The organism is Pseudorhizobium xiangyangii (genome assembly GCF_020531965.1).
GTDB lineage: Bacteria > Pseudomonadota > Alphaproteobacteria > Rhizobiales > Rhizobiaceae > Neorhizobium > Neorhizobium xiangyangii.
Map to the genome: position 1 here is coordinate 61,437 of NZ_JAJAWH010000020.1, position 20,367 is coordinate 81,803.

20 protein-coding genes are annotated in these 20,367 nt (G+C 62.9%); 14 read left to right on the forward strand and 6 right to left on the reverse strand.

What is annotated here, in order from left to right; genetic code table 11:
- The first annotated feature begins 55 nt into the window (after positions 1 to 55).
- The 8 genes from LH464_RS17775 (at position 56) to LH464_RS17810 (ending at position 6,329) form a co-directional block, all read left to right on the forward strand.
- Positions 56 to 817, forward strand: a complete 762-nt coding sequence (locus LH464_RS17775) for an N-acyl amino acid synthase FeeM domain-containing protein (RefSeq protein WP_226787738.1) — start codon at positions 56 to 58, stop codon at positions 815 to 817.
- Positions 818 to 985: 168 nt separating this feature from the next.
- Positions 986 to 1,210 (forward strand): aa3-type cytochrome c oxidase subunit IV, encoded by a 225-nt coding sequence (locus LH464_RS17780; RefSeq protein WP_226787739.1) that lies wholly within the window; start codon positions 986 to 988, stop codon positions 1,208 to 1,210.
- A 78-nt stretch (positions 1,211 to 1,288) separates the two neighbouring features.
- Positions 1,289 to 2,605 carry a Re/Si-specific NAD(P)(+) transhydrogenase subunit alpha gene (locus LH464_RS17785; RefSeq protein WP_226787740.1) on the forward strand — a complete coding sequence of 439 codons (1,317 nt, stop codon included), beginning with the start codon at positions 1,289 to 1,291 and terminating at the stop codon, positions 2,603 to 2,605.
- Complete coding sequence (locus LH464_RS17790; protein ID WP_226787741.1) at positions 2,605 to 3,015, forward strand: NAD(P) transhydrogenase subunit alpha; 411 nt, start codon at positions 2,605 to 2,607, stop codon at positions 3,013 to 3,015. The genes LH464_RS17785 and LH464_RS17790 overlap by 1 nt, the downstream gene beginning before the upstream one ends.
- A gap of 9 nt (positions 3,016 to 3,024) precedes the next feature.
- Complete coding sequence (locus LH464_RS17795) at positions 3,025 to 4,425, forward strand: NAD(P)(+) transhydrogenase (Re/Si-specific) subunit beta (protein WP_226787742.1); 1,401 nt, start codon at positions 3,025 to 3,027, stop codon at positions 4,423 to 4,425.
- A gap of 110 nt (positions 4,426 to 4,535) precedes the next feature.
- Complete coding sequence (locus tag LH464_RS17800; RefSeq protein WP_226787743.1) at positions 4,536 to 4,766, forward strand: AbrB/MazE/SpoVT family DNA-binding domain-containing protein; 231 nt, start codon at positions 4,536 to 4,538, stop codon at positions 4,764 to 4,766.
- The gene (locus LH464_RS17805; RefSeq protein WP_226787744.1) at positions 4,756 to 5,160 is read left to right on the forward strand and encodes a PIN domain-containing protein; all 405 of its coding nucleotides are present in this window, start codon (positions 4,756 to 4,758) and stop codon (positions 5,158 to 5,160) included. The genes LH464_RS17800 and LH464_RS17805 overlap by 11 nt, the downstream gene beginning before the upstream one ends.
- 146 nt (positions 5,161 to 5,306) lie before the next feature.
- Positions 5,307 to 6,329 carry an LLM class flavin-dependent oxidoreductase gene (locus LH464_RS17810; RefSeq protein WP_226787745.1) on the forward strand — a complete coding sequence of 341 codons (1,023 nt, stop codon included), beginning with the start codon at positions 5,307 to 5,309 and terminating at the stop codon, positions 6,327 to 6,329.
- A gap of 57 nt (positions 6,330 to 6,386) precedes the next feature.
- Here the strand turns inward: LH464_RS17810 and LH464_RS17815 are convergent, their stop codons facing one another.
- Positions 6,387 to 7,190 (reverse strand): tetratricopeptide repeat protein, encoded by an 804-nt coding sequence (locus LH464_RS17815; RefSeq protein ID WP_390625007.1) that lies wholly within the window; start codon positions 7,188 to 7,190, stop codon positions 6,387 to 6,389.
- A 203-nt stretch (positions 7,191 to 7,393) separates the two neighbouring features.
- The gene (gene rpsU / locus LH464_RS17820; RefSeq protein WP_226787747.1) at positions 7,394 to 7,627 is read right to left on the reverse strand and encodes a 30S ribosomal protein S21; all 234 of its coding nucleotides are present in this window, start codon (positions 7,625 to 7,627) and stop codon (positions 7,394 to 7,396) included.
- Between the two features lie 285 nt (positions 7,628 to 7,912).
- Between rpsU and LH464_RS17825 the strand changes: the two genes are divergently transcribed.
- From LH464_RS17825 to LH464_RS17850, 6 genes are all read left to right on the forward strand, one after another.
- The gene (locus LH464_RS17825; protein ID WP_226787748.1) at positions 7,913 to 8,887 is read left to right on the forward strand and encodes a zinc-binding dehydrogenase; all 975 of its coding nucleotides are present in this window, start codon (positions 7,913 to 7,915) and stop codon (positions 8,885 to 8,887) included.
- 159 nt (positions 8,888 to 9,046) lie between these two features.
- The gene (locus LH464_RS17830) at positions 9,047 to 10,300 is read left to right on the forward strand and encodes a sarcosine oxidase subunit beta family protein (RefSeq protein WP_226787749.1); all 1,254 of its coding nucleotides are present in this window, start codon (positions 9,047 to 9,049) and stop codon (positions 10,298 to 10,300) included.
- A 16-nt stretch (positions 10,301 to 10,316) separates the two neighbouring features.
- Positions 10,317 to 10,658 (forward strand): sarcosine oxidase subunit delta, encoded by a 342-nt coding sequence (locus tag LH464_RS17835; RefSeq protein WP_226787750.1) that lies wholly within the window; start codon positions 10,317 to 10,319, stop codon positions 10,656 to 10,658.
- Complete coding sequence (locus LH464_RS17840) at positions 10,655 to 13,633, forward strand: sarcosine oxidase subunit alpha (RefSeq protein WP_226787751.1); 2,979 nt, start codon at positions 10,655 to 10,657, stop codon at positions 13,631 to 13,633. Before LH464_RS17835 ends, LH464_RS17840 begins: the two co-directional genes overlap by 4 nt.
- Positions 13,626 to 14,186, forward strand: a complete 561-nt coding sequence (locus tag LH464_RS17845; protein WP_226787752.1) for a sarcosine oxidase subunit gamma — start codon at positions 13,626 to 13,628, stop codon at positions 14,184 to 14,186. The genes LH464_RS17840 and LH464_RS17845 overlap by 8 nt, the downstream gene beginning before the upstream one ends.
- Before the next feature lie 99 nt (positions 14,187 to 14,285).
- Positions 14,286 to 14,594, forward strand: coding sequence for a hypothetical protein (locus LH464_RS17850; RefSeq protein WP_226787753.1), 309 nt, complete (start codon positions 14,286 to 14,288; stop codon positions 14,592 to 14,594).
- Positions 14,595 to 14,618: 24 nt separating this feature from the next.
- Here LH464_RS17850 and LH464_RS17855 read toward each other — a convergent pair whose 3' ends face one another.
- The 4 genes from LH464_RS17855 to LH464_RS17870 form a co-directional block, all read right to left on the reverse strand.
- Positions 14,619 to 15,860, reverse strand: a complete 1,242-nt coding sequence (locus LH464_RS17855; protein ID WP_226787754.1) for an SAM-dependent methyltransferase — start codon at positions 15,858 to 15,860, stop codon at positions 14,619 to 14,621.
- 69 nt (positions 15,861 to 15,929) lie between these two features.
- Entirely contained in the window at positions 15,930 to 16,418 is a 489-nt protein-coding gene (locus LH464_RS17860; protein ID WP_226787755.1) for a MaoC family dehydratase, read from the reverse strand.
- Between the two features lie 82 nt (positions 16,419 to 16,500).
- Positions 16,501 to 18,456, reverse strand: a complete 1,956-nt coding sequence (gene glgX / locus LH464_RS17865) for a glycogen debranching protein GlgX (protein ID WP_226787756.1) — start codon at positions 18,454 to 18,456, stop codon at positions 16,501 to 16,503.
- Between the two features lie 281 nt (positions 18,457 to 18,737).
- On the reverse strand, positions 18,738 to 20,366 hold the full coding sequence (locus tag LH464_RS17870; protein ID WP_226787757.1) for an alpha-D-glucose phosphate-specific phosphoglucomutase: 1,629 nt from the start codon (positions 20,364 to 20,366) through the stop codon (positions 18,738 to 18,740).
- Position 20,367: the final 1 nt, after the last annotated feature.

Sequence of the window (20,367 nt, forward strand, 5' to 3'; positions counted from 1 at the left end):
TCCGTTGTTTGCGTGAAATTCATGGTTAATCGTTGGTTAATAACCGGGGTTAATCATGATCGATCACAGAATATCTGGAGTTGAAGGGCGATTTGCCGAAAAGCTTCTCGCCACACTTGACCGTATCGAATACAGGAGGATTGAGAATCACGAAGATTTCGAGGATATTTCCCGACTTCGGTTCAAAGCCTACAAGGCGCGGAATGTCCTTCCGGTCGCCGCGACAAAACTTCTCGATGAGATAGACTATGATAGTCATGCCCATGTGCTTGGGATGTACTATGACGAGAAGCTGGTGAGTACGCTGCGCATACATCACGTCACCCCTGAGAGCCGACGCTGCCAGTCGATCGCCATATTTCCAGAGGCTGTGAACGGACTGCTCGATCAGGGCCTCGAACTTATCGACGCGGCCCGATTCGCCATCGATCCGGATTTCGCGAACGAGCGATCGGCCATCCCCTACCTGACCGTTCGCCCGGCGATCATGGCTGTGATCCATTTTAACGCCGACCGGATGCTGCAGCCGATCCGCCCGGCCCACGCGGCCTTCTATCGCCGCTTCTTCCACGCGCAGGAGATTGCCGCGCCGAGGCAGGTGCCACCCTATGACTTCGACCTGACGCTTCTGGCGTCGCCGACAAGGCAGTTGAGGTCCACGCTGATGGCCCGCGTTCCGGCGTTCCAGTCGGAAGCATACGAGCGAAGGATGATGTTCGGGGGTGTGTCGCGGCTGGATATCCCGACCTTGACGATCCTGCCGACCGCAAGGCTCGCAGGCCGCCCGACATCTCCGGAAATGGCCTTCCTTCACTAGGGAGAAGGTCATCCGCGACCACGAGTGGCATTGCGCTTTGTGGCAGCTTTGTGTAAGGCCACAACCACGAGTTCCGGCATCGCTCGCGGTGCGCCAGGTCGTGCAGTTTGAGGGTTTCAGAGGCTGCCGCGGTGTTTGTCCGGGGTGGCCGAGCAAGGGAGACGACGAATGGACAATCATCAGAGCGGCCCGCTCGAAACCGGTGCCTCGATGGACTATGCCGAGCACGAGAACACGTACCTCCGCTTCCTCTCCATGACCAAATGGGGCACGATGAGCTTGGTCATCCTGATGATCGCCATGGCTGCCGGCTTCTTCGCTGGCGCCGGCTTCCTCGGCGGGCTCATCATCTTCATCGTTCTCAACGTCGCCGGCGTTTTTCTGCTGCGCTGACGCTGCCTCCGTCACATGAGGTAAGGCGGGGCACGATCCGATCGTGCCCGCAAGGGCAACGACTCGGGAGGGCGTGCATTGTCTAAGGTTGTTTTTGTTCCCCGCGAAGGTGCGGGTGAGGACCGGGTCGCTGCGTCCGCCGATACGGTGAAGCGTCTTGCCGCGCTGGACTTCTCGGTTCTGGTCGAAGCTGGCGCGGGCGCCGCTTCCGGCATTCTCGACACGGATTATCAGGCCGCCGGCGCGCGGATCGGTTCGACGGCAGATGCCGCGACCGCAGATATCGTGTTGAAGGTGAACCGGCCGACAGCGATTGAAATTTCCGGATACAAATCCGGTGCCGTGGTCTTTGCGAGCATGGATCCCTACGGCAACGAGGCGGCCCTGGCCGCCATGGCCGGCGCCGGGCTCACCTCACTCGCCATGGAGCTGATGCCGCGCATCACGCGTGCCCAGTCGATGGACGTACTGTCCTCGCAAGCCAATCTTGCCGGCTACCGCGCGGTCATCGATGCGTCGCATGAATACGGCCGGGCGATGCCTATGATGATGACCGCCGCCGGCACGGTTGCGGCCGCCAAGGTCTTCGTCATGGGGGCAGGGGTTGCCGGACTGCAGGCGATTGCTACGGCCCGCCGTCTCGGCGCCGTCGTTTCCGCAACGGACGTACGTCCCGCGGCCAAGGAACAGGTCGCCTCGCTCGGCGCCAAGTTCATCGCCGTCGAGGACGAGGAATTCAAGGCGGCCGAAACCGCAGGCGGCTACGCCAAGCAGATGTCGGAAGCCTACCAGGCCAAGCAGGCAGCGCTTGTTGCCGAGCATATCGCCAAGCAGGACATCGTCGTCACCACGGCTCTCATTCCCGGCCGGCCGGCGCCACGCCTCGTGACCCGCGCCATGCTCGCTTCGATGAAGGCGGGTTCGGTGGCTGTCGACCTCGCGGTCGAACGGGGCGGCAATATCGAGGGATCGGTGTCGGGCTCGATTGCCGAGGTCGAGGGCGTGAAGGTCATCGGCTACGCCAACATGGCTGGACGCGTCGCGGCATCGGCGTCGGCGCTCTATGCCAAGAACCTCTTTGTCTTCCTCGAAACCATGGTCGACAAGCAGACCAAGGAGTTCAAGGTCGATCCCGAGGACGAACTCGTCAAGGCGACAATGCTGACGCATGGCGGCAAAGTGGTTCACCCGAACTTTGCCGAGGCTGCCGCGGCGTTCGCCGCTCCTGCCAAGCTTCCGGCGAGCGGCGCCATCATCGTGAAACCTGCGGCAAAGCAGGCACGCAAGCCGGCCACGCCAAACGCAGCCGTCGTGGATGAACAGCCAGCCGAGACGCCGAAGCGAACCCGCAAGAAGGCGGTAACGGCAACGCCGGACAAGAAGGAGGAGCTTTGATGGCGAGTGACGTGATGAATTCTGCCTTGGAACGTCTCGACCAGGCGGTCGAAGCCGTCAAGGTTGCTGCCGAACAGGCTCCGGACGCTGTGGCTGCCGCTGCGCATGGCGTGTCCGGCGGCGCGATCGATCCCTTCGTCTTCCGGCTTGCCATCTTCGTGCTGTCGATCTTCGTCGGCTACTATGTCGTCTGGTCGGTCACTCCGGCCCTGCACACGCCGCTGATGGCCGTGACGAACGCCATCTCCTCGGTCATCGTCGTCGGCGCGCTTCTGGCCGTGGGCATTTCGCTTTCCGGCATCGCGACGGGCTTCGGCTTCGTTGCGCTGGTCCTTGCATCCGTCAACATTTTCGGCGGCTTCCTCGTCACCCAGCGCATGCTGGCGATGTACAAGAAAAAAGAGAAGTGAGGATGGCCGATGTCTGAGAATTTCGCAGCCTTCCTTTACCTTGTCTCCGGCGTGCTCTTCATCATGGCGCTACGCGGACTGTCGCATCCGACAACGAGCCGCCGCGGCAACATGCTCGGCATGGTCGGCATGGGGATCGCCATCGGCACGACGCTGCTGCTCGCGACGCCGTCTTTCGGCGGTCTGATGCTCATCGTGCTCGGCCTTGCCCTCGGTGGCGGTGCAGGCGCCTATATCGCCCGCTCGATCCCGATGACCTCGATGCCGCAGCTCGTCGCCGGCTTCCACTCGCTGGTCGGCCTTGCCGCCGTGCTGGTGGCCGCGGCCGCGCTCTATTCGCCGGTCTCCTTCGGCCTCGGCCAGGTCGGCGAGATCCATGGCCAGGCGCTCATTGAAATGGCGCTGGGTGCCGCCATCGGTGCGATCACCTTCACCGGCTCGATCATCGCCTTCCTGAAGCTCGACGGGCGCATGTCCGGCAAGCCGATCATGCTGCCCTACCGGCACGTCATCAATATCTTGCTGCTCGCCGCGATCGTCTTCTTTATCGTCGGCCTGACCCTGTCGGAAAGCCATTTCGACTTCTGGCTGATCGTCGTGCTGGCGCTTGTGCTCGGCGTGCTGCTCATCGTTCCGATCGGCGGCGCGGACATGCCCGTCGTCGTGTCGATGCTCAACTCCTATTCGGGTTGGGCTGCGGCCGGCATCGGCTTCACGCTCGGCAACCTTGCGCTGATCATCACCGGCGCGCTGGTGGGCTCCTCGGGTGCGATTCTATCCTACATCATGTGCAAGGGCATGAACCGCTCGTTCATCTCCGTCATCCTCGGCGGCTTCGGCGGCGATAGCGGTGCGGCGGCCAGCGATGACGGTGTGCAGCGGACGGTCAAGCAGGGCTCGGCCGACGATGCAGCCTTCCTGATGGCGAATGCCTCCAAGGTCATCATCGTGCCGGGCTACGGCATGGCGGTGGCGCAGGCGCAGCATGCGGTGCGCGAGCTCGCCGATGCGCTGAAGAAGAACGGCGTCGAGGTGAAATACGCGATCCATCCGGTGGCGGGACGTATGCCCGGCCACATGAACGTGCTGCTCGCCGAAGCGAACGTGCCCTATGACGAGGTCTTCGAGCTGGAAGACATCAACTCGGAGTTCGCCCAGGCCGACGTCGCCTATGTCATCGGCGCCAACGACGTGACCAACCCGGCCGCTCGCGACGACAAGACCTCGCCGATCTATGGCATGCCGATCCTCGACGTGGACAAGGCCAAGACCTGCCTCTTCGTCAAGCGCTCGCTGGGCTCCGGTTATGCCGGCATCGACAACACGCTGTTCTACAAGGACGGCACGATGATGCTGCTCGGCGATGCCAAGAAGATGACCGACGATATCGTCAAGGCGATGAACCACTAAGCTTAGAGTTCTACGCCCGAGATTGGAAAAGCCCGGCTCTGCCGGGCTTTTCTTTTTCCGGCTGGAGGCGTAGATATACATTGCTCACTGCGTATATCAGGAGGGGCGCAATGCAGGTTTCCAAGTGGGGCAACAGCCTTGCCGTCCGGCTGCCGTCTTCGGTGGTGGAAGCGCTTGATCTGAAAGAAGGCGACGAAATCCAGATTCGCGCCGTCGACACACTGGATTTCGAGGTTGCCCGTAGGCCGACGCGGCAGGAGCTGCTCGAGCGGCTGAGAAAATTCCGCGGCCGGCTTCCCGAGGACTTCGTGTTCGATCGGGACGAGGCGAATGCCCGGTAACTTCATCGATACGAACGTTCTGATCTATCTCGTTTCGGGAGACGCTGTGAAGGCGGATGCTGCCGAACGTGCGGTCGGGGCAGGCGGAATGATAAGTGTCCAGGTGCTGAACGAGTTCGCGCATGTTGCCCGGCGGAAGCTGAGGTTCTCATGGGACGAGGTTCACTCTTTCCTGACAATGATCCGTGCTTTACTCGATGTCGTTCCCCTGACGGCGACCATTCATGACCGGGGACTGCAGTTGGCTGAGCGCTACCAGCTATCGATATACGATGCGATGATCGCTGCAGCGGCCCTGGCCAGCGAGTGCGACATTCTGTTTTCCGAGGATCTGCAGGAAGGCATGTCCATCGAGGGGCTGACGGTCATCAATCCGTTCAGGCATCCGGGATAAATGCCGCATCTTTGATGCAGGTTGCTCCATCGTTCAGGATCGATGAACAATCCGTTTCGGTAAACCCGGCGGCGGCGCACTAACGGATTGCTGTGGCGTGTGCCATCTAAGGGGAAACATTCTCGCATCCCCTTCAAGGAGCAACCATGAAGAAGATCGGTTTCCTTTCGTTCGGGCACTGGACGCCCTCTCCGCAGTCGCAGACGCGCTCCGCCGGCGACGCCCTGCTTCAGTCGATTGACCTCGCTGTCGCCGCGGAGGAGTTGGGCGCGGATGGCGCCTATTTCCGCGTCCATCATTTTGCAAGACAGCTGGCATCGCCGTTCCCGTTGCTTTCGGCCGTCGGCGCGAAGACAAACCGGATCGAGATCGGTACCGCCGTTATCGACATGCGCTACGAGAACCCGCTCTACATGGCTGAAGATGCCGGTGCCGCCGACCTGATCGCGGGCGGACGGCTGCAGCTCGGCATCAGCCGGGGTTCGCCGGAGCAGGTGATCGACGGCTGGCGGTATTTCGGCTACCAGCCCGCCGACGGTAAAACCGACGCCGACATGGGCCGGCGCCATGCGGAAGTCCTGCTCGACGTGCTGCAGGGCGACGGTTTTGGCCAGCCCAACCCGCGGCCGATGTTCCCTAATCCTCCGGGCCTGCTTCGCCTGGAGCCGTACTCCGAAGGTCTGCGCGAGCGCATATGGTGGGGCGCCAGCTCGAACGCGACGGCAGTCTGGGCGGCGAAGCTCGGCATGAACCTGCAGAGCTCCACTCTCAAGGACGACGAGACGGGGGAGGCGTTCCATGTCCAGCAGGCCGAGCAGATCCGGGCGTATCGCGAGGCATGGAAGGCGGCCGGGCATACGCGCCAGCCGAGGGTTTCCGTCAGCCGCAGCATCTTTGCCCTGGTTGACGACCGTGACCGCATGTACTTCGGCGGCGGGGGCAAGGAAGACGATTCAATCGGCTATATCGACGACAAGACCCGCGCCATCTTCGGGCGGAGCTATGCCGCCGAACCGGATGCGCTGATCGAGCAATTGAAGCAGGATGAGGCGGTCGCGGAGGCCGACACGCTGCTGTTGACCGTCCCCAATCAGCTGGGCGTCGAATACAACGCGCATGTCATCGAATCTATCCTGAAGCACGTCGCGCCGGCTCTCGGCTGGCGCTGAACACATGCAAAAGGCGGCGCTTGCGCCGCCTTTTCAGAAGCAGATCGTGTCGCCGGGTTAGCTGCTGCGCGTGCGCGAGAGGCCGTCCTTGGCAGGCTGGTAGTTCGGGTCCAGTCGCGCGGCATGGCTGAAGGAACGGGCCGCGCGGGCCTTGTCGCCGCGGGTCTCGTAGACCAGTCCCTGATTGGTCCAGGATTCCGCCAGCTTGTCGTTGAGAGAAATCGCCGTGTTGATGTCGGCAAATGCGTTCTCGTCGTCGTTCAGCGCAAGGTAGGAGACGGCGCGGCCGTTGTAGGGCTCCGCCGAGCTCGGCGACAGCGAGATGGCCTTCGAGAAGTCCTCGATCGCCTGTGCGTGCTGGCCACGGGTCTGATAGATCAGGCCGCGATTGTGATAGGCGCGTCCGTCCGTCGTATCGAGCCGGATAGCCTTGTCGAAATCGTTGAACGCTTCGTTGTTGCGCCCCGCCTGGCGGTAGATGTTGCCACGGCCGATATAGGCGACGTCGTAGTTGGAATTGAGCTGCAGGGCGCGATTATAGTCGTTCGCCGCTTCGACCGGCTTGCCCATGTTGCGGTAAACGAGCGCGCGGTTGGCATAGGCCTGGTAGAATTGCGGGTTTAGCTGGATGGCCCGGTTGAAGTCCTCGAGCGCTCGGTTGAACTCACCGGCGCGACCATAGGCGGAACCTCGGACATTGTAGCCCTCGGGATCCTGCGGGTTGGCATTGATGACGGTCGTCAGCGAGGAGATGTTCTCTTCCGAGCCCTGAGCGCGATCGACGGTAATCAGGTCGGTCGTCTGGGAGGTCGTGGAGCAGCCAGCCAGAAGAACGGCGGTGGCCAGTGCCATGCCCGTCATGGCTATTCTGCTGCGTGTGGAAGAGGTTGGAGCCGAAGAACTGGACGTTGCGGAAGAAGAAGCAGCAGCAGTCGAGCAGGCCATCAGGCGCGTTTCCTCGTGTGGTGGCGGGAACGGACATCCGTTCGGATTCTAAAAAGGCGGCGGCGCCCAAGTCGCCTCCGCCTCATAAGCACGTTAAAAACGTCGAAAAAACGGCCGAATTAACGGGCCGCCGGACGCGGAGTAGCCGGAAGCAGGCCTTCGCGCTGCATACGCTTGCGCGCCAGCTTGCGGACGCGGCGAACAGCTTCAGCCTTTTCGCGTGCACGCTTCTCCGAAGGCTTTTCATAGTAATCGCGCATCTTCATTTCACGAAAGATGCCTTCGCGCTGCATCTTCTTCTTGAGAGCGCGGAGAGCCTGATCAACGTTGTTGTCGCGGACTAGTACCTGCACGTGAAATCCCGTTCCTTTGGTTTGTTGCTCGCCAGAAATCAGGCCGATTCGAGGCGAAGAAATACTTATGCCCGGCGCGCAGGCCGTGCGGATTGGAAACGCGTTTAACAGAATGCTCCCCGGGAGTCCAGATGCTCATCCATTCCCATTCGTGAAAATGCGACAAGCCGATATCCGATCGAAATGTTGGGATTGCGCTCATGCCTTCCAAGCCTTCCGATCGTGCCTATATCGATAGCAATGTTAGCGGGCCAGGTCCTGGAACCGCGCCGAAGGGAGGTTCTCATGCGCAGTGTCGTCCATTCCGAATTTGGTGATCCATCCACGGTGCTGGCCGTCCGGGACATGTCGGTGCCGGAGCCTGGAGCGGGCGAGATCCGCGTGAGGATGGTGATGTCCGCGATCCACAATCACGACCTGCTGACCGTCAGCGGACAATACGGATACAAGCCGGAGCTGCCGGCTGTCGGCGGCACGGAAGCGACCGGCATTGTCGATGCGCTGGGCGAAGGCGTCACGCATCTGAAGGTCGGGCAGCGGGTCGCCGCGTCCGGCAAGGGAACGTGGTCGGAATTCTACATTGCGTCTGCCGCCTCGGCTGTTCCTCTTCCCGATTCGATCACCGACGAAGCGGCGGCACAGCTTATCTCGATGCCGCTGAGTGCGCTCGTGCTTCTGGACTTCATCGGCGTCGAGCGGGGCGGATGGGTCGTCCAGAATGCCGCCAACGGTGCGGTCGGCAGGACGCTGGCGATGTTTGCGAAGCCGCACGGCATTAATGTCGTCAACCTCGTCCGCAGGGATGAAGCCGTCGCCGAGCTCAACGGGTTCGGTATCGGAAACGTCGTGTCCACCAGCCGGCAAAGTTGGCGGGACGAGGTGAAGGCGCTGACGAACGGTGCCTCGATCCAGGCGGCGGTCGATGGCGTGGGTGGCAGTGCGGCCGGCGACCTCCTGTCGCTTCTCGGAGAGGGAGGGCTGCTTGTCTCCTTCGGCCTGATGTCGGGACGGCCGCTGGAATTGTCCGCCAGCGATCTGATCTTCAAGCAGGCCGTCGTGAAGGGCTTCTGGCTTGCCCGGATTGCACCGACGCTGGCGCCGGAGAGGCTGCGCAGCCTGATTGCCGAGATCATCCAGCGGGTTGCCTCCGGAGAGGTAAAGCTCACGGTTTCGGAGGTCTTCGCGCTTTCGGACGCGGCCCGCGCTGCGGCTGCCGCAGCCGAGCCGGGCCGCAAGGGCAAGGTCCTTCTGCGGGCCTGACGGCTGCGAAGGCTCGCCGGCCGCTTTGCGGCTGCGTTTCGGCCCGTGTCGAAACATTCCCTTGAAGCGTCGCAAAATAGCCATTGCGGTGCATGTTGATTTGCGATGGGTATGGCTCTAACAAACCCGTCTACAGGCCCTCCGGGAGTTGACGACGACATGCGGAAATATTCGGTCTTTGCCGTGGCTCGAGAAGCGTTGCGAGGTCACAAGGGCTGGGAGGCCCAGTGGACATCGCCGGAGCCGCGCAGCTCCTACGACGTGATCATCGTTGGCGGCGGCGGACACGGCCTGGGAGCGGCCTACTATCTTGCCAAGGAGCACGGCATCACCAATGTCGCGGTGATCGAGAAGGGCTGGCTCGGCGGTGGCAATACCGGCCGCAATACCACGATCATCCGCTCCAACTATCTCTACGAAGAGAGCATGGACATCTACGAGCATTCCCTGAAGCTGTGGGAAGGCCTGAGCCAGGATCTCAACTACAACACCATGTATTCGCCGCGCGGCGTGATGATGCTGTCGCACAATGTGCATGACCAGCAGTCGTTCAAGCGGCACATCAACGCCAACCGGCTCTACGGTATCGACAACGAATGGCTGACGCCCGAACAGGCGAAGGCCTTCGTGCCGGTTCTCGATATCGCGAAGACTGCGCGCTACCCGATCAACGGCGCCGCCCTGCAGCGCCGTGGCGGCACGGCCCGCCATGATGCGGTGGCCTGGGGCTATGCGCGTGCGGCATCGGATCGCGGCGTTCATATCATCCAGAACTGCGAAGTGACCGGCATCCGCCGCGGGCCGGGCGGCGAGGTGCAGGGCGTCGAAACCAGCCGCGGCTTCATCGGCGCCAAGAAGGTCGGCGTGTCGGCTGCCGGCCATTCCTCCGTCGTCATGGAAATGGCCGGGGTCCGCGTGCCGCTGCATTCCAACCCGCTGCAGGCGCTGGTGTCCGAGCCGCTTAAGCCGATCTTCCCCTGCGTCGTGATGTCGAACACCGTGCACGCCTATATTTCCCAGTCGGACAAGGGCGAGCTGGTGATCGGTGCCGGCACGGACCAGTATAATTCCTATTCGCAGACTGGCGGTCTGCAGATCATCACCCACACGCTCGACGCCATCTGCGAACTCTTCCCGATGTTCAGGCGAGTGAAGATGATGCGCCAATGGGGCGGCATCACTGACAACACGCCGGACCGTTCCCCGATCCAGGGCGTCACGCCGGTGCCCGGCCTGTTCGTCAATTGCGGCTGGGGGACGGGTGGCTTCAAGGCGACGCCGGGTTCCGCCAACCTCTTCGCGCATCTGATCGCGAAGGGCGAACCGCATCGGCTTGCCGCCGGCCTCAACCTCGACCGGTTCCGCACCGGCCGCCTGATCGACGAAGCGGCCGCTGCCGCCGTCGCGCACTGATTTCGAGGGACGACAGATGCTTCTGATCCACTGCCCCTATTGCGAAGAAGATCGCTCGGAGCTCGAATTCCGCTGGGCCGGAGAGGCGCATATTGCGCGCCCGGAAAACATCGCCGCGATCTCCGACGAGGAGTTCGCCGAGTTCTTCTTCCTGCGCAACAACGAGAAGGGGCTGACCTATGAGCGCTGGCGCCACATCCATGGCTGCGGACGCTTCTTCAATGCGGCGCGCGATACGGTAAGCGACAGGTTCCTGATGACCTACAAGGCTGGGCTTCCCAAGCAGCAGGTGCCGGAGACAGGTGCGAGCGAGAAGACCGTCGAGACCTATGAAGCGACAGAGGGAGACGCACGATGAGCGGCCCCGCAAACAACCTCGGCGCATTCCGCATCAAGGGCGCAGGTCGGCTGACGCCGGCACGCACGTCGCGTTTTACCTTCGACGGCAAGAGCTACACGGCCATGGAAGGCGACACGGTCGCTTCGGCGCTGCTGGCGCATGGCGTGCATCTGATCGGCCGGTCGTTCAAGTATCACCGCCCGCGCGGCGTGCTTTCCGCCGGGCCGGAAGAGCCGAATGCGCTTCTCGACGTTTCCCGCGATGCCGCCCGCCGGCAGCCGAACGTGCGCGCGACGGTGCAGGAAGTGTTCGACGGCGCAAAGATCTCCTCGCAGAACCGCTGGCCGTCGCTTGCCTTCGATGTCGGCGCGGTCAACAATCTGATGTCGCCCTTCTTCGCGGCCGGCTTCTACTACAAGACCTTCATGTGGCCGAAGGAGGCCTGGACGAAGATCTACGAGCCGATCATCCGCCGTGCTGCCGGTCTTGGCGTGGCGCCGACGGAAGAGGATCCCGACCGCTACGCAAACCGCTATGCCCATTGCGACGTGCTGATTGCAGGCGCAGGCGTTGCGGGACTGACGGCAGCGCTTTCCGCGGCCGCCACCGGGGCAGAGGTCATACTGGTCGACGAGCAGCCCGAAGTGGGCGGCGCGCTCCACTCCGACGCCACGACGACGATTGACGGAAAGAATGGCTTCGACTGGGCGCAGGGTGCGGCTGCGAAGCTGAAAGCGATGCCGAACGTGCGGGTGCTGACCCGCACGACGGTGTTCGGCTACTACAACCACGGTTTCCTCGGTCTGGCGGAACGCGTTTCGGACCATCTCGACCGGCCGGGGCGGGACGTGCCGCGCGAGCGCCTGTGGCAGGTGCGGGCGGGCCGCGTCATCATCGCGACCGGCTCGATCGAACGGCACATGGTGTTTGCCAACAACGATCGGCCGGGCATCATGCTGGCGTCCGCCGCGCGAACCTTCCTCAACCACCATGGCGTTGCCGTTGGCCGCAGGGTCGGCGTCTATACCGCGCATGACAGCGCCTATGAGGCGGCATTCGACCTGAAGCGCGCCGGTGTCGCAATCGCGGCGATCGTCGATTGCCGGGAACAGCCAGGCGAGGCGGTTCTGGCCGAGGCCCGGTTGCTCGGCATAGACGTGCTGACCGGCCATTCCGTCACCAATACCGGCGGACGGTTGCGGATCAATTCGATGACGGTGGCACGCAACGGCAATTTCGACATCCGCAAGATCAAGGTCGATGCGCTGATCGTCTCGGCGGGCTGGACGCCGTCGGTGCACCTGTTCTCCCAGTCGCGCGGCAAGCTGCGCTACGACGAGGCGCAACAGCGCTTCCTGCCGGACATCTATGCGCAGGACTGCGTTTCGGTCGGCGGCTGCAAGGGCACCGACGATCTTGCCGAACTGATCGACGAGGCCATCACGGCGGGCGGCGGGCGGCTGGCGCTTGTCGGCGAGAACAGGTTCGACTGGACGGGCGGCATGATCGGCGCTGGCGAAGGTGCCGGACCGGATACGACCGTCAAGGCCTTCGTCGACTTCCAGCACGACGTGACCGCCAAGGACATCCGGCTTGCGGTGCGCGAGGGCATGCATTCGATCGAGCACATCAAGCGGTTCACGACGAACGGGATGGCGTCGGACCAGGGCAAGCTCTCCAACATGCATGGCCTGGCGATCGCGGCTGAAATGCTCGACCGGCCGATCCCGAAGGTGGGTCTCACCACGTTCCGCGCGCCCTATACGCCGGTGACCTACGGCACGCTGGTCGGCCATTCGCGTGGCGACCTGTTCGACCCGACCCGCAAGACGCCGATGCACGATCTAGAAGCGGCTGCGGGGGCCGAGTTCGAGGATGTCGGCAACTGGAAGCGCGCCTGGTATTTCCCCCGGCGCGGCGAGGACATGGTGGCCGCAGTCAATCGCGAATGCCGGACCGTTCGCGATGTCGCGGGCGTGTTCGACGCCTCCACACTCGGCAAGATCGAGGTCGTCGGGCCGGATGCGGCGCAATTCCTCAACCTCCTCTACACCAATGCCTGGGACACGCTGAAACCCGGCAAGTGCCGCTACGGCATCATGACCCGCGAGGATGGCTTCATCTACGACGACGGCGTCGTCGGCCGATTGGCTGAGGACCGCTTCCATGTGACGACGACGACCGGCGGTGCGCCGCGCGTGCTCAATCACATGGAGGATTATCTCCAGACCGAGTTTCCGCATCTAAAGGTTTGGCTGACATCGACCACCGAACAGTGGGCGGTCATTGCCGTGCAGGGGCCGAAGGCGCGCGAGATTATTGCGCCGCTCGTGGAAGGCCTTGATATCTCCAATGAAGCCTTCCCGCATATGAGCGTCGCGGAATGCACCGTGATGGGCGTGCCGGCGCGGCTGTTCCGCATGTCGTTCACCGGTGAGCTTGGCTTCGAGGTGAACGTGCCGGCAGACTACGGCGCAGCGGTCTGGCAGGCGATATGGGAGCGGGCCGAGCGGATGGGCGCCTGCCTCTACGGCACCGAGAGCATGCACGTTCTGCGCGCCGAAAAGGGCTATCTCATCGTCGGCCAGGATACGGACGGCACCGTGACGCCGGACGATTCCGGTTACGGTTGGGCGGTCTCCAAGAAGAAGACGGATTTTGTCGGCATTCGCGGCCTGAAGCGTCCCGATCTCGTGCGGGATGGCCGCAAGCAGTTGGTCGGTCTGGTGACGAACCGGCCGAGCGACGTGCTGGAGGAGGGCGCGCAGATCGTCGCCGATCCGAACCAGCCCAAGCCGATGACCATGCTCGGACACGTCACCTCGGCCTACTGGTCGGAAAATTGCGGCCGCTCGATCGCCATGGCGCTGGTCGCCGGCGGGCGTTCGCTGATCGGCCAGACGCTCTTCATTCCGATGAAGGACCGCACCATTGCCGTCGAAGTGACCGATACGGTGTTCTTCGACAAGGAAGGAGGCCGCATCCATGGTTGATTCTGGGGCTGACGTTGCTACCCGCAGTTTGCCGCTATCCGGCGTCCATGGTGGTTCCGCCGCCGTGCGGCTTGAGGTGGCAGCGCCTGCGGGCCGCATATCGCTGCGTGTCCGGAATGAAGATGTTTCCGCGCTCTCGGCAGCTCTCGGCGTCGACCTGCCGGTGAAGCCGAAGACGTCCGCTTTTGCCAATGGCCGCACGGCGCTGTGGCTTGGGCCTGATGAATGGCTGGTGATCGACGAGGGCAATAGCGGACTGACGACGGCGGCCGCAAATTCCGGCGCGCTGCATTCGGCCACCGACGTTTCGCACCGGAACACGGCGATCCTGGTCGAAGGACCGGGCGCGGTGGCGACGATCAATGTCGGATGCCCGCAGGACCTGTCGCTCAAGGCCTTTCCGGTCGGCGCCTGCACCCGCACCATTTTCGGCAAGGTCGAGATCGTCCTGTTGCGCACGGCGGAAGACGCCTTCCGGGTCGAGGTATGGCGGTCCTTCTCGGACTATGCGTTCGGTCTTCTGTCGCAAGGTGCGCTCGACGCAGGGCAGTAGGCCCGGCTCTTCGACCATAGTCTTGCACATACCACGTCTCTGCGGCTTGACTTCCGGCGGTTCAGCCAGACAACTGGGATCAAAGCACGGGAGGGTGTCATGGGGGAAATCGAGCTGACGGTGATTGCCGTTCTTGCGGCACTTGCCGGAGGGGCCGCCGGCGCCCGGTTTACGAAGGCACCGATCTGGAAGGGTGTGCTGATCGCCGCTTCTGCTGCCGTGGCGGCGATCGTCGCTTCACTCATACCCGGCATCGACCGCAGCCTTTTCATGCCGATTGCCGGTCTCGTCGGGGCCGGCGTCTCCGGCTCGGCGCTGGGCCTGACGGCACCGCAGACGGCACCGATTGCCATCGGCGCCGCACTCATTCCGTTGCTGGGCTTCGTGATGATGGAGCTGAATGCCTGAGCGAGGCGGTAACGCTCCTCCTGCTCAAACCACCACGTTCAGCGCTTTCTCCCGCTCCAGATATTCGCGCTGCTTTTCGACGATGTAGTCGCGCAGGATGGGGGCGGCATCGCGCTTGCGCGACATCTGCATGTGGAAGACGAGCTGACTACCGGTGCGGAACATCATCTCGGCGCTGATCAGGTAGAATTCCCACATGCGGGCGAAGCGCTCGTCATATAGGGCGATCACCTTGTCGCGGTTCTTCTCGAACCGCTCCGCCCAGTGCGACAGCGTCGTCGCGTAGTGGATGCGCAGGAATTCCAGGTCCATGACCCACAGGCTGTTGCGCTCGACCGATTCGAAGACTTCCGACAGCGCGGGCGAGTAGGCGCCCGGGAAGATGTACTTCCGGAGCCAGGGGCTTGCCATTCCAGGCGGGCTCATGTGGCCGATCGAGTGAAGCACGGCGATGCCGTCGTCCGGCATCATCTGGTTCAGGTGCGAGAAGAATTCGTCGTAGTGATGTACGCCGACATGCTCGAACATGCCGACCGAAACGATACGGTCGAACCTGTCGTCCAGGTCACGGTAGTCGCGCAGTTCGAACTTCACCCGGTCGGACAGTCCCGCCTTCTGCGCGCGCTCCGAGGCCAGCTTCTGCTGCTCCTTCGACAGGGTCACACCGGTTACCTGGACGTTTTCGATTGCTGCGAGATAGAGCGCCAGATCGCCCCAGCCGGAGCCGATGTCCAGCACCTTCATTCGGTCTTTCAGGCACAGTTTCGCCGCAAGCAGCCTCAGCTTGTTTCGCTGCGCCTCTTCCAGCGTCTCTGCCGGATCGCGGAAATACGCGCAGGAGTAGAGCATGTTGTCGTCGAGGAAGAGCTTGTAGAAGTCGTTGCCGAGATCGTAGTGGTGGGCGACGTTCTGCTGCGCCTCGCCCTTCTGGTTCGACTGCTGGCGCTTGCGGAAGCGCATCTTGATGGCGCGCAGCGCCTTCTGCAGCGGATATGACCCGAGCGACAGGCGATTGACCGAGAACAGCGTCAGGAAGTCGCGAAGCGTCGAGCCGTCCTCGAAGCTCATCGTGCCGTCGGTATAGGCCTCGCCGGCCGCAAGCTCCGGATTGAACACCAGCGTGCGGTACAGGCGCTTGTCCGTCAGCCGCATCGTCACTTCCGGACCGGGTGAACCGGAGAAGATGTGGCTATTGCCTTCGGCGTCGATCACCGTCAGGCGGCCCTTCCTGATGAAGGACTTCATCATGTGCGAAAGCGGAAACATCAGACCTCTCAAATCGAATGGGAACGACAGGGGGATGCGTATGCTGATGCGTATGGCGGCCGATTGGCCCTAGACGTGTTCCGGCCGGTCCTTGGGATCGAATTGCACGATGGTGATCCAGTTGGCGGTGAGCGCCGGCTTCTTCTCGTTCTCGATTTCGACCGACACTTCATAGGTGGTCATCAGCATTCCGGCGCCGCGGAACCGGGAGTCCGCCAGCTTGAAATGGCCGCGGACGCGGGTGCCGCACTTGACTGGTGACATGAAGCGGACCTTGTCGAAACCGTAATTCAGCCCCATGGTCTGTTCGCGGATCTTCGGCAGGCAGTCGAAGTTCATGGCGGAAAGCAGCGCAAGCGTCAGGAAGCCATGGGCGATCGTTCCGCCGAACGGGCTTTCCGCGGCTGCTCGCTCGGGGTCGACGTGGATGAACTGATGATCGAGGGTGGCGTCAGCGAATTTGTCGATCATCGACTGATCGACGACGATCCATTCGGATACACCGAGGACCTCTCCGACCAGGCCGGGCACGTCTGCTAGCGAAATGTCGCGCGGCATCTTCCCTCACTCATTCGAGTCCCCCCATTCAGGCAATTTACAGAGTTTATGCGCCTTGGATAGCCGGCGTTTGAAACCGGGGTCAATCCTCAAGGCAGAAGGTCACGGAACGGGGAGGTGCAGTTCCGTTCCATGGGCTGTCGTCGTTCAATGCACGCCAGCCGTTACCGGGTACGGCGAATGGGATAGGCTTGCGGCTGCGGTTGAAGATGATTGCCAGCCGAACCTGCGCGCCGCTTTGCCGGTCCGTCGTTTTCATGGTCACCGCCAGCCCCAATGCGTCGGGCTGTTGCCAGTCTTCCTGCGCCATCGGCTCGCCTGAGGCGTTCACCCAATCGATGTCGTCGCCCGCGTCGGTGAAGAAGCCATATTCGGAAAAGACGGAGAACCGCTTGCGCAACGCAGACAGCATCGCGGCGTGATCGACGAGGTTCTGATCGAGCCCTGCCCAGTCGACCCAGGTGATCTCGTTGTCCTGGCAGTAGGCATTGTTGTTGCCCTGCTGGCTGCGGCCGCCCTCGTCGCCGGCGGTCAGCATGATCGCGCCGCGGGTGGCGAAGAGCGTGGACAGCAGAGCCATGACATCGGTGCGGCGGACGTCGAGGATCGCGGCATCCTCGGTCTCGCCTTCCGTGCCGTTGTTCCAGGAGAAGTTGTCGTGGTGGCCGTCGCGGTTTTCCTCGCCGTTGGCGTGGTTGTGACGCTCCTCGTAGGAGACAACGTCCATCAGCGTGAGGCCGTCGTGGGCAGCCAGAAAATTGACGCTGCGCGTGTGGTGATGGCCGTGCCTTGCGAAGATGTCGGAGGAGCCCGCAAGCCGCGTGGCCAGGTCGCCCATCGTCCAGCGGTCGCCGCGCCAGAAGCGGCGGATGTCGTCGCGGGCGCGGTCGTTCCACTCCAGGAAGGGGGAGGGAAAATTGCCGACCTGATAGCCGCCGGGACCGATGTCCCACGGCTCGGCGATCAGGATGCGGTCGGAGAGTACGGGGTCTTCGACGATTGCCCGCAGCGTTTCGCTTTCCGTGGAAAAGCCGTGCTGGTCACGTCCCAGGATGGGGGCGAGGTCGAAGCGGAAGCCGTCAATGCCGGCATGAGCCACGAAATGGCGCAGGCTGTCGACGATGAGGCGTCGGATGAAGGGATGGTCGCAGGCGACGGTGTTGCCGGTGCCGGTATCGTTGACCAGCGTTCCCGGTTGCCCCTCCAGGTGGCGGAAGCACGCGAGATTGTTGAGCCCGCGGAGCGAAAGCGTCGGACCGGCGCGGTCGCTTTCGCCCGTATGGTTGAAAACGAGGTCGAGGATGACGCCGATACCCGCCTGATGCAACGTCGCCACCGTATCGCGCAGTTCCGCCACCCCGCCCGGAACCAAGCGCGGATCGAGCGCCATGAAGCCGACCGGATTATAGCCCCAGCTGTTGGTGAGACCGAGCGGGGCCAAATGCCGCTCGTCGATCCAGGCGGTGATCGGCATCAGTTCCACCGCGTCCACGCCGATGCGTTTCAGGTGAGCGATGACCGAGGGATGGGCAAGGGCCGCGACCGTGCCGCGCTGGTCTTCCGGAACGTCGGGATGCAGCTTGGTGAAGGCACGAACGGCGATTTCATAGATCAGACCGCCGGTGGGGAAGCGCGGCTTTTCGACGGTTACCTCGCGGTGCCGGGCCACGATCGCCTTCGGCATCAACGAGGCGGTGTCGTGTCCGAAATGGGCGAGCCTGGAATTGTAGGTAAATGGCTGGTCGATCTCGGTGGCATAGGGATCGAGCAGCAGCTTCGACGGGTCGAACCACAGGCCGCGATCGGGAGCGTGGGTGCCAAAAGCGCGGTAGCCATAGCGGGTGCCTTCACGCACCTTCCGAACCGAGAGGCGGTGAACGTGATCGTCGCCCCGTTGCATCGGAAGCCGTTCGACCTCCCGCTCTCCATGCTGGTCGAAGAGGGAGAGCTGCAGTTTTTCGGCATTCTCCGACCAGACGGCAAAGTCGGCGCCGTCTGCGGTCAGTGTCACGCCGAGTTTGGGGGTGGTCGAATTCATTCGAGAATGTAGCCTCCTCGAAACAGTTCGCTCTTTGTCGCCGCAAGGTTGGTCACCTGTGAAGAGACCCCCTCTGGCCTGCCGGCCACCTCCCCCAGAAGGGGGGAGAGACCCGTGGCGCCTGCCTGCCTCAATGGGCCTGGACGGAAGCGCCGGGTTAAACTCTCCCCCTTGTGGGGAGGGTTGGGAGGGGTCTTGATCCAATCGCACGGTTCTCGGCGAACGGATGCCAAGGAGGTCAGTGAGAGGATAAGACATCCGCAGCCTTCCGTTGATGGAGGTCAGGTAATCACCGTCGGCGCATGACGGCCGGTGCGCTTGGCGATTTCCGCGATCCGGTCGGCCACGGCAATGAGGTCGGCGAGCGCAGCTTGCGTCTCGATGTCGTGGCGCGACGCGTCCGGCTCGTAGCGCTCCACGTAAACACGGAGCGTGGCGCCGGAGGTTCCGGTGCCGGACAAGCGGAAGACAGCGCGGGAGCCGCCGGCGAAAAGCACGCGAATACCTTGCCTGGTGCTGACCGAGCCATCGATCGGGTCGGTATAGGCAAAATCGTCGGCGGCTTCGACCTTGAGGTTTCCAAAGCTCTGGCCGGGCAGAGAGCCAAGCTTCTCGCGCAGCGCCGTCATCAGGCCGTTCGCCGCGTCGGTATCGACTTCCTCGTAGTCATGGCGGGAGTAATAGTTGCGGCCATATTCGGCCCAATGCTTGCGAACGATGTCCGCGACGCTTTCCTTGCGGGCCGCGACGATGTTCAGCCAGAAGAGGATTGCCCAGAGGCCGTCCTTTTCGCGGACGTGGTCGGAACCGGTGCCGAAGCTTTCCTCGCCGCAGACGCTGACCTTGCCGGCATCCATCAGGTTGCCGAAGAACTTCCAGCCGGTCGGCGTTTCGTACATGCCGATGCCGAGCTTCTCCGCCACGCGGTCGGCGGCGGCACTGGTCGGCATGGAGCGGGCAATGCCGGCGATGCCCTTGGCGTAGCCCGGAGCGCATGTCGCGTTGGCGGCGATGATCGCAAGGCTGTCGGAAGGGGTGACGAACATGCCCTTGCCGACCACCATGTTGCGGTCGCCGTCGCCATCGGATGCCGCACCGAAATCGGGGCCGTCGGCGCTCATGACATCGTCGTAGAGTTCCTTGGCGTGGACAAGGTTCGGATCCGGGTGGTGGCCGCCGAAATCCGGTAGCGGGATGAAGTTGCGGACCGAACCGTTCGGCGCGCCGAGCCGCTTCTCGATGATGTCCTTGGCATAGGGGCCGGTGACGGCGCCCATGGAATCCATGACGACGCGGAAGCCACCGGCGATCAGGCTGCGGATGGCGACAAAGTCGAACAGCTCTTCCATCAGCTGGGCGTAGTCGGCGACGGGATCGACGACCTCGACGGCCATTCCGCCGACGTCGAGCGTGCCGATTGCGTCGAGGTCGATATCGGCGGCATCAACGATCTTGTACTCGTCGATAACCGTGGACCGCTCGAAGATCGCCTCGGTGATCTTTTCCGGTGCCGGGCCGCCGTTGCCGATATTGTACTTGATGCCGAAATCTTCGGTCGGCCCGCCGGGATTGTGGCTGGCGGACAGGATGATGCCGCCGAATGCCTTGTACTTGCGGATGATGTTCGACGCGGCGGGCGTCGAGAGAATGCCGCCCTGTCCGACCATCACCTTGCCGAAGCCGGCTGCCGCCGCCATCTTGACGGCCTTCTGGATGACTTCGCGGTTGTAGTAGCGGCCGTCGCCGCCGATCACCAGCGTCTGGCCCTGAAAGCCTTCCAGCGAATCGAAGATCGACTGGATGAAGTTCTCCGCATAGTTTTCCTGCGCGAAGACCGGCACCTTCTTGCGAAGGCCCGAAGTGCCCGGCTTCTGGTCCTTGTAGGGAGCGGTCGGAACGGTCCTGATCATC

Bases quoted from the DNA above. Each gene is read 5' to 3' on its own strand.
- LH464_RS17775 (WP_226787738.1), top strand. From the start codon at position 56: ATGATCGATCACAGAATATCTGGAGTTGAAGGGCGATTTGCCGAAAAG.
- LH464_RS17780 (WP_226787739.1), top strand. From the start codon at position 986: ATGGACAATCATCAGAGCGGCCCGCTCGAAACCGGTGCCTCGATGGAC.
- LH464_RS17790 (WP_226787741.1), top strand. From the start codon at position 2,605: ATGGCGAGTGACGTGATGAATTCTGCCTTGGAACGTCTCGACCAGGCG.
- LH464_RS17795 (WP_226787742.1), top strand. From the start codon at position 3,025: ATGTCTGAGAATTTCGCAGCCTTCCTTTACCTTGTCTCCGGCGTGCTC.
- LH464_RS17800 (WP_226787743.1), top strand. From the start codon at position 4,536: ATGCAGGTTTCCAAGTGGGGCAACAGCCTTGCCGTCCGGCTGCCGTCT.
- LH464_RS17805 (WP_226787744.1), top strand. From the start codon at position 4,756: ATGCCCGGTAACTTCATCGATACGAACGTTCTGATCTATCTCGTTTCG.
- LH464_RS17810 (WP_226787745.1), top strand. From the start codon at position 5,307: ATGAAGAAGATCGGTTTCCTTTCGTTCGGGCACTGGACGCCCTCTCCG.
- LH464_RS17815 (WP_390625007.1), bottom strand. From the start codon at position 7,190: ATGACGGGCATGGCACTGGCCACCGCCGTTCTTCTGGCTGGCTGCTCC.
- LH464_RS17825 (WP_226787748.1), top strand. From the start codon at position 7,913: ATGCGCAGTGTCGTCCATTCCGAATTTGGTGATCCATCCACGGTGCTG.
- LH464_RS17830 (WP_226787749.1), top strand. From the start codon at position 9,047: ATGCGGAAATATTCGGTCTTTGCCGTGGCTCGAGAAGCGTTGCGAGGT.
- LH464_RS17835 (WP_226787750.1), top strand. From the start codon at position 10,317: ATGCTTCTGATCCACTGCCCCTATTGCGAAGAAGATCGCTCGGAGCTC.
- LH464_RS17840 (WP_226787751.1), top strand. From the start codon at position 10,655: ATGAGCGGCCCCGCAAACAACCTCGGCGCATTCCGCATCAAGGGCGCA.
- LH464_RS17845 (WP_226787752.1), top strand. From the start codon at position 13,626: ATGGTTGATTCTGGGGCTGACGTTGCTACCCGCAGTTTGCCGCTATCC.
- LH464_RS17850 (WP_226787753.1), top strand. From the start codon at position 14,286: ATGGGGGAAATCGAGCTGACGGTGATTGCCGTTCTTGCGGCACTTGCC.
- LH464_RS17855 (WP_226787754.1), bottom strand. From the start codon at position 15,860: ATGTTTCCGCTTTCGCACATGATGAAGTCCTTCATCAGGAAGGGCCGC.
- LH464_RS17860 (WP_226787755.1), bottom strand. From the start codon at position 16,418: ATGCCGCGCGACATTTCGCTAGCAGACGTGCCCGGCCTGGTCGGAGAG.
- glgX (WP_226787756.1), bottom strand. From the start codon at position 18,456: ATGAATTCGACCACCCCCAAACTCGGCGTGACACTGACCGCAGACGGC.
- LH464_RS17870 (WP_226787757.1), bottom strand. From the start codon at position 20,366: ATGATCAGGACCGTTCCGACCGCTCCCTACAAGGACCAGAAGCCGGGC.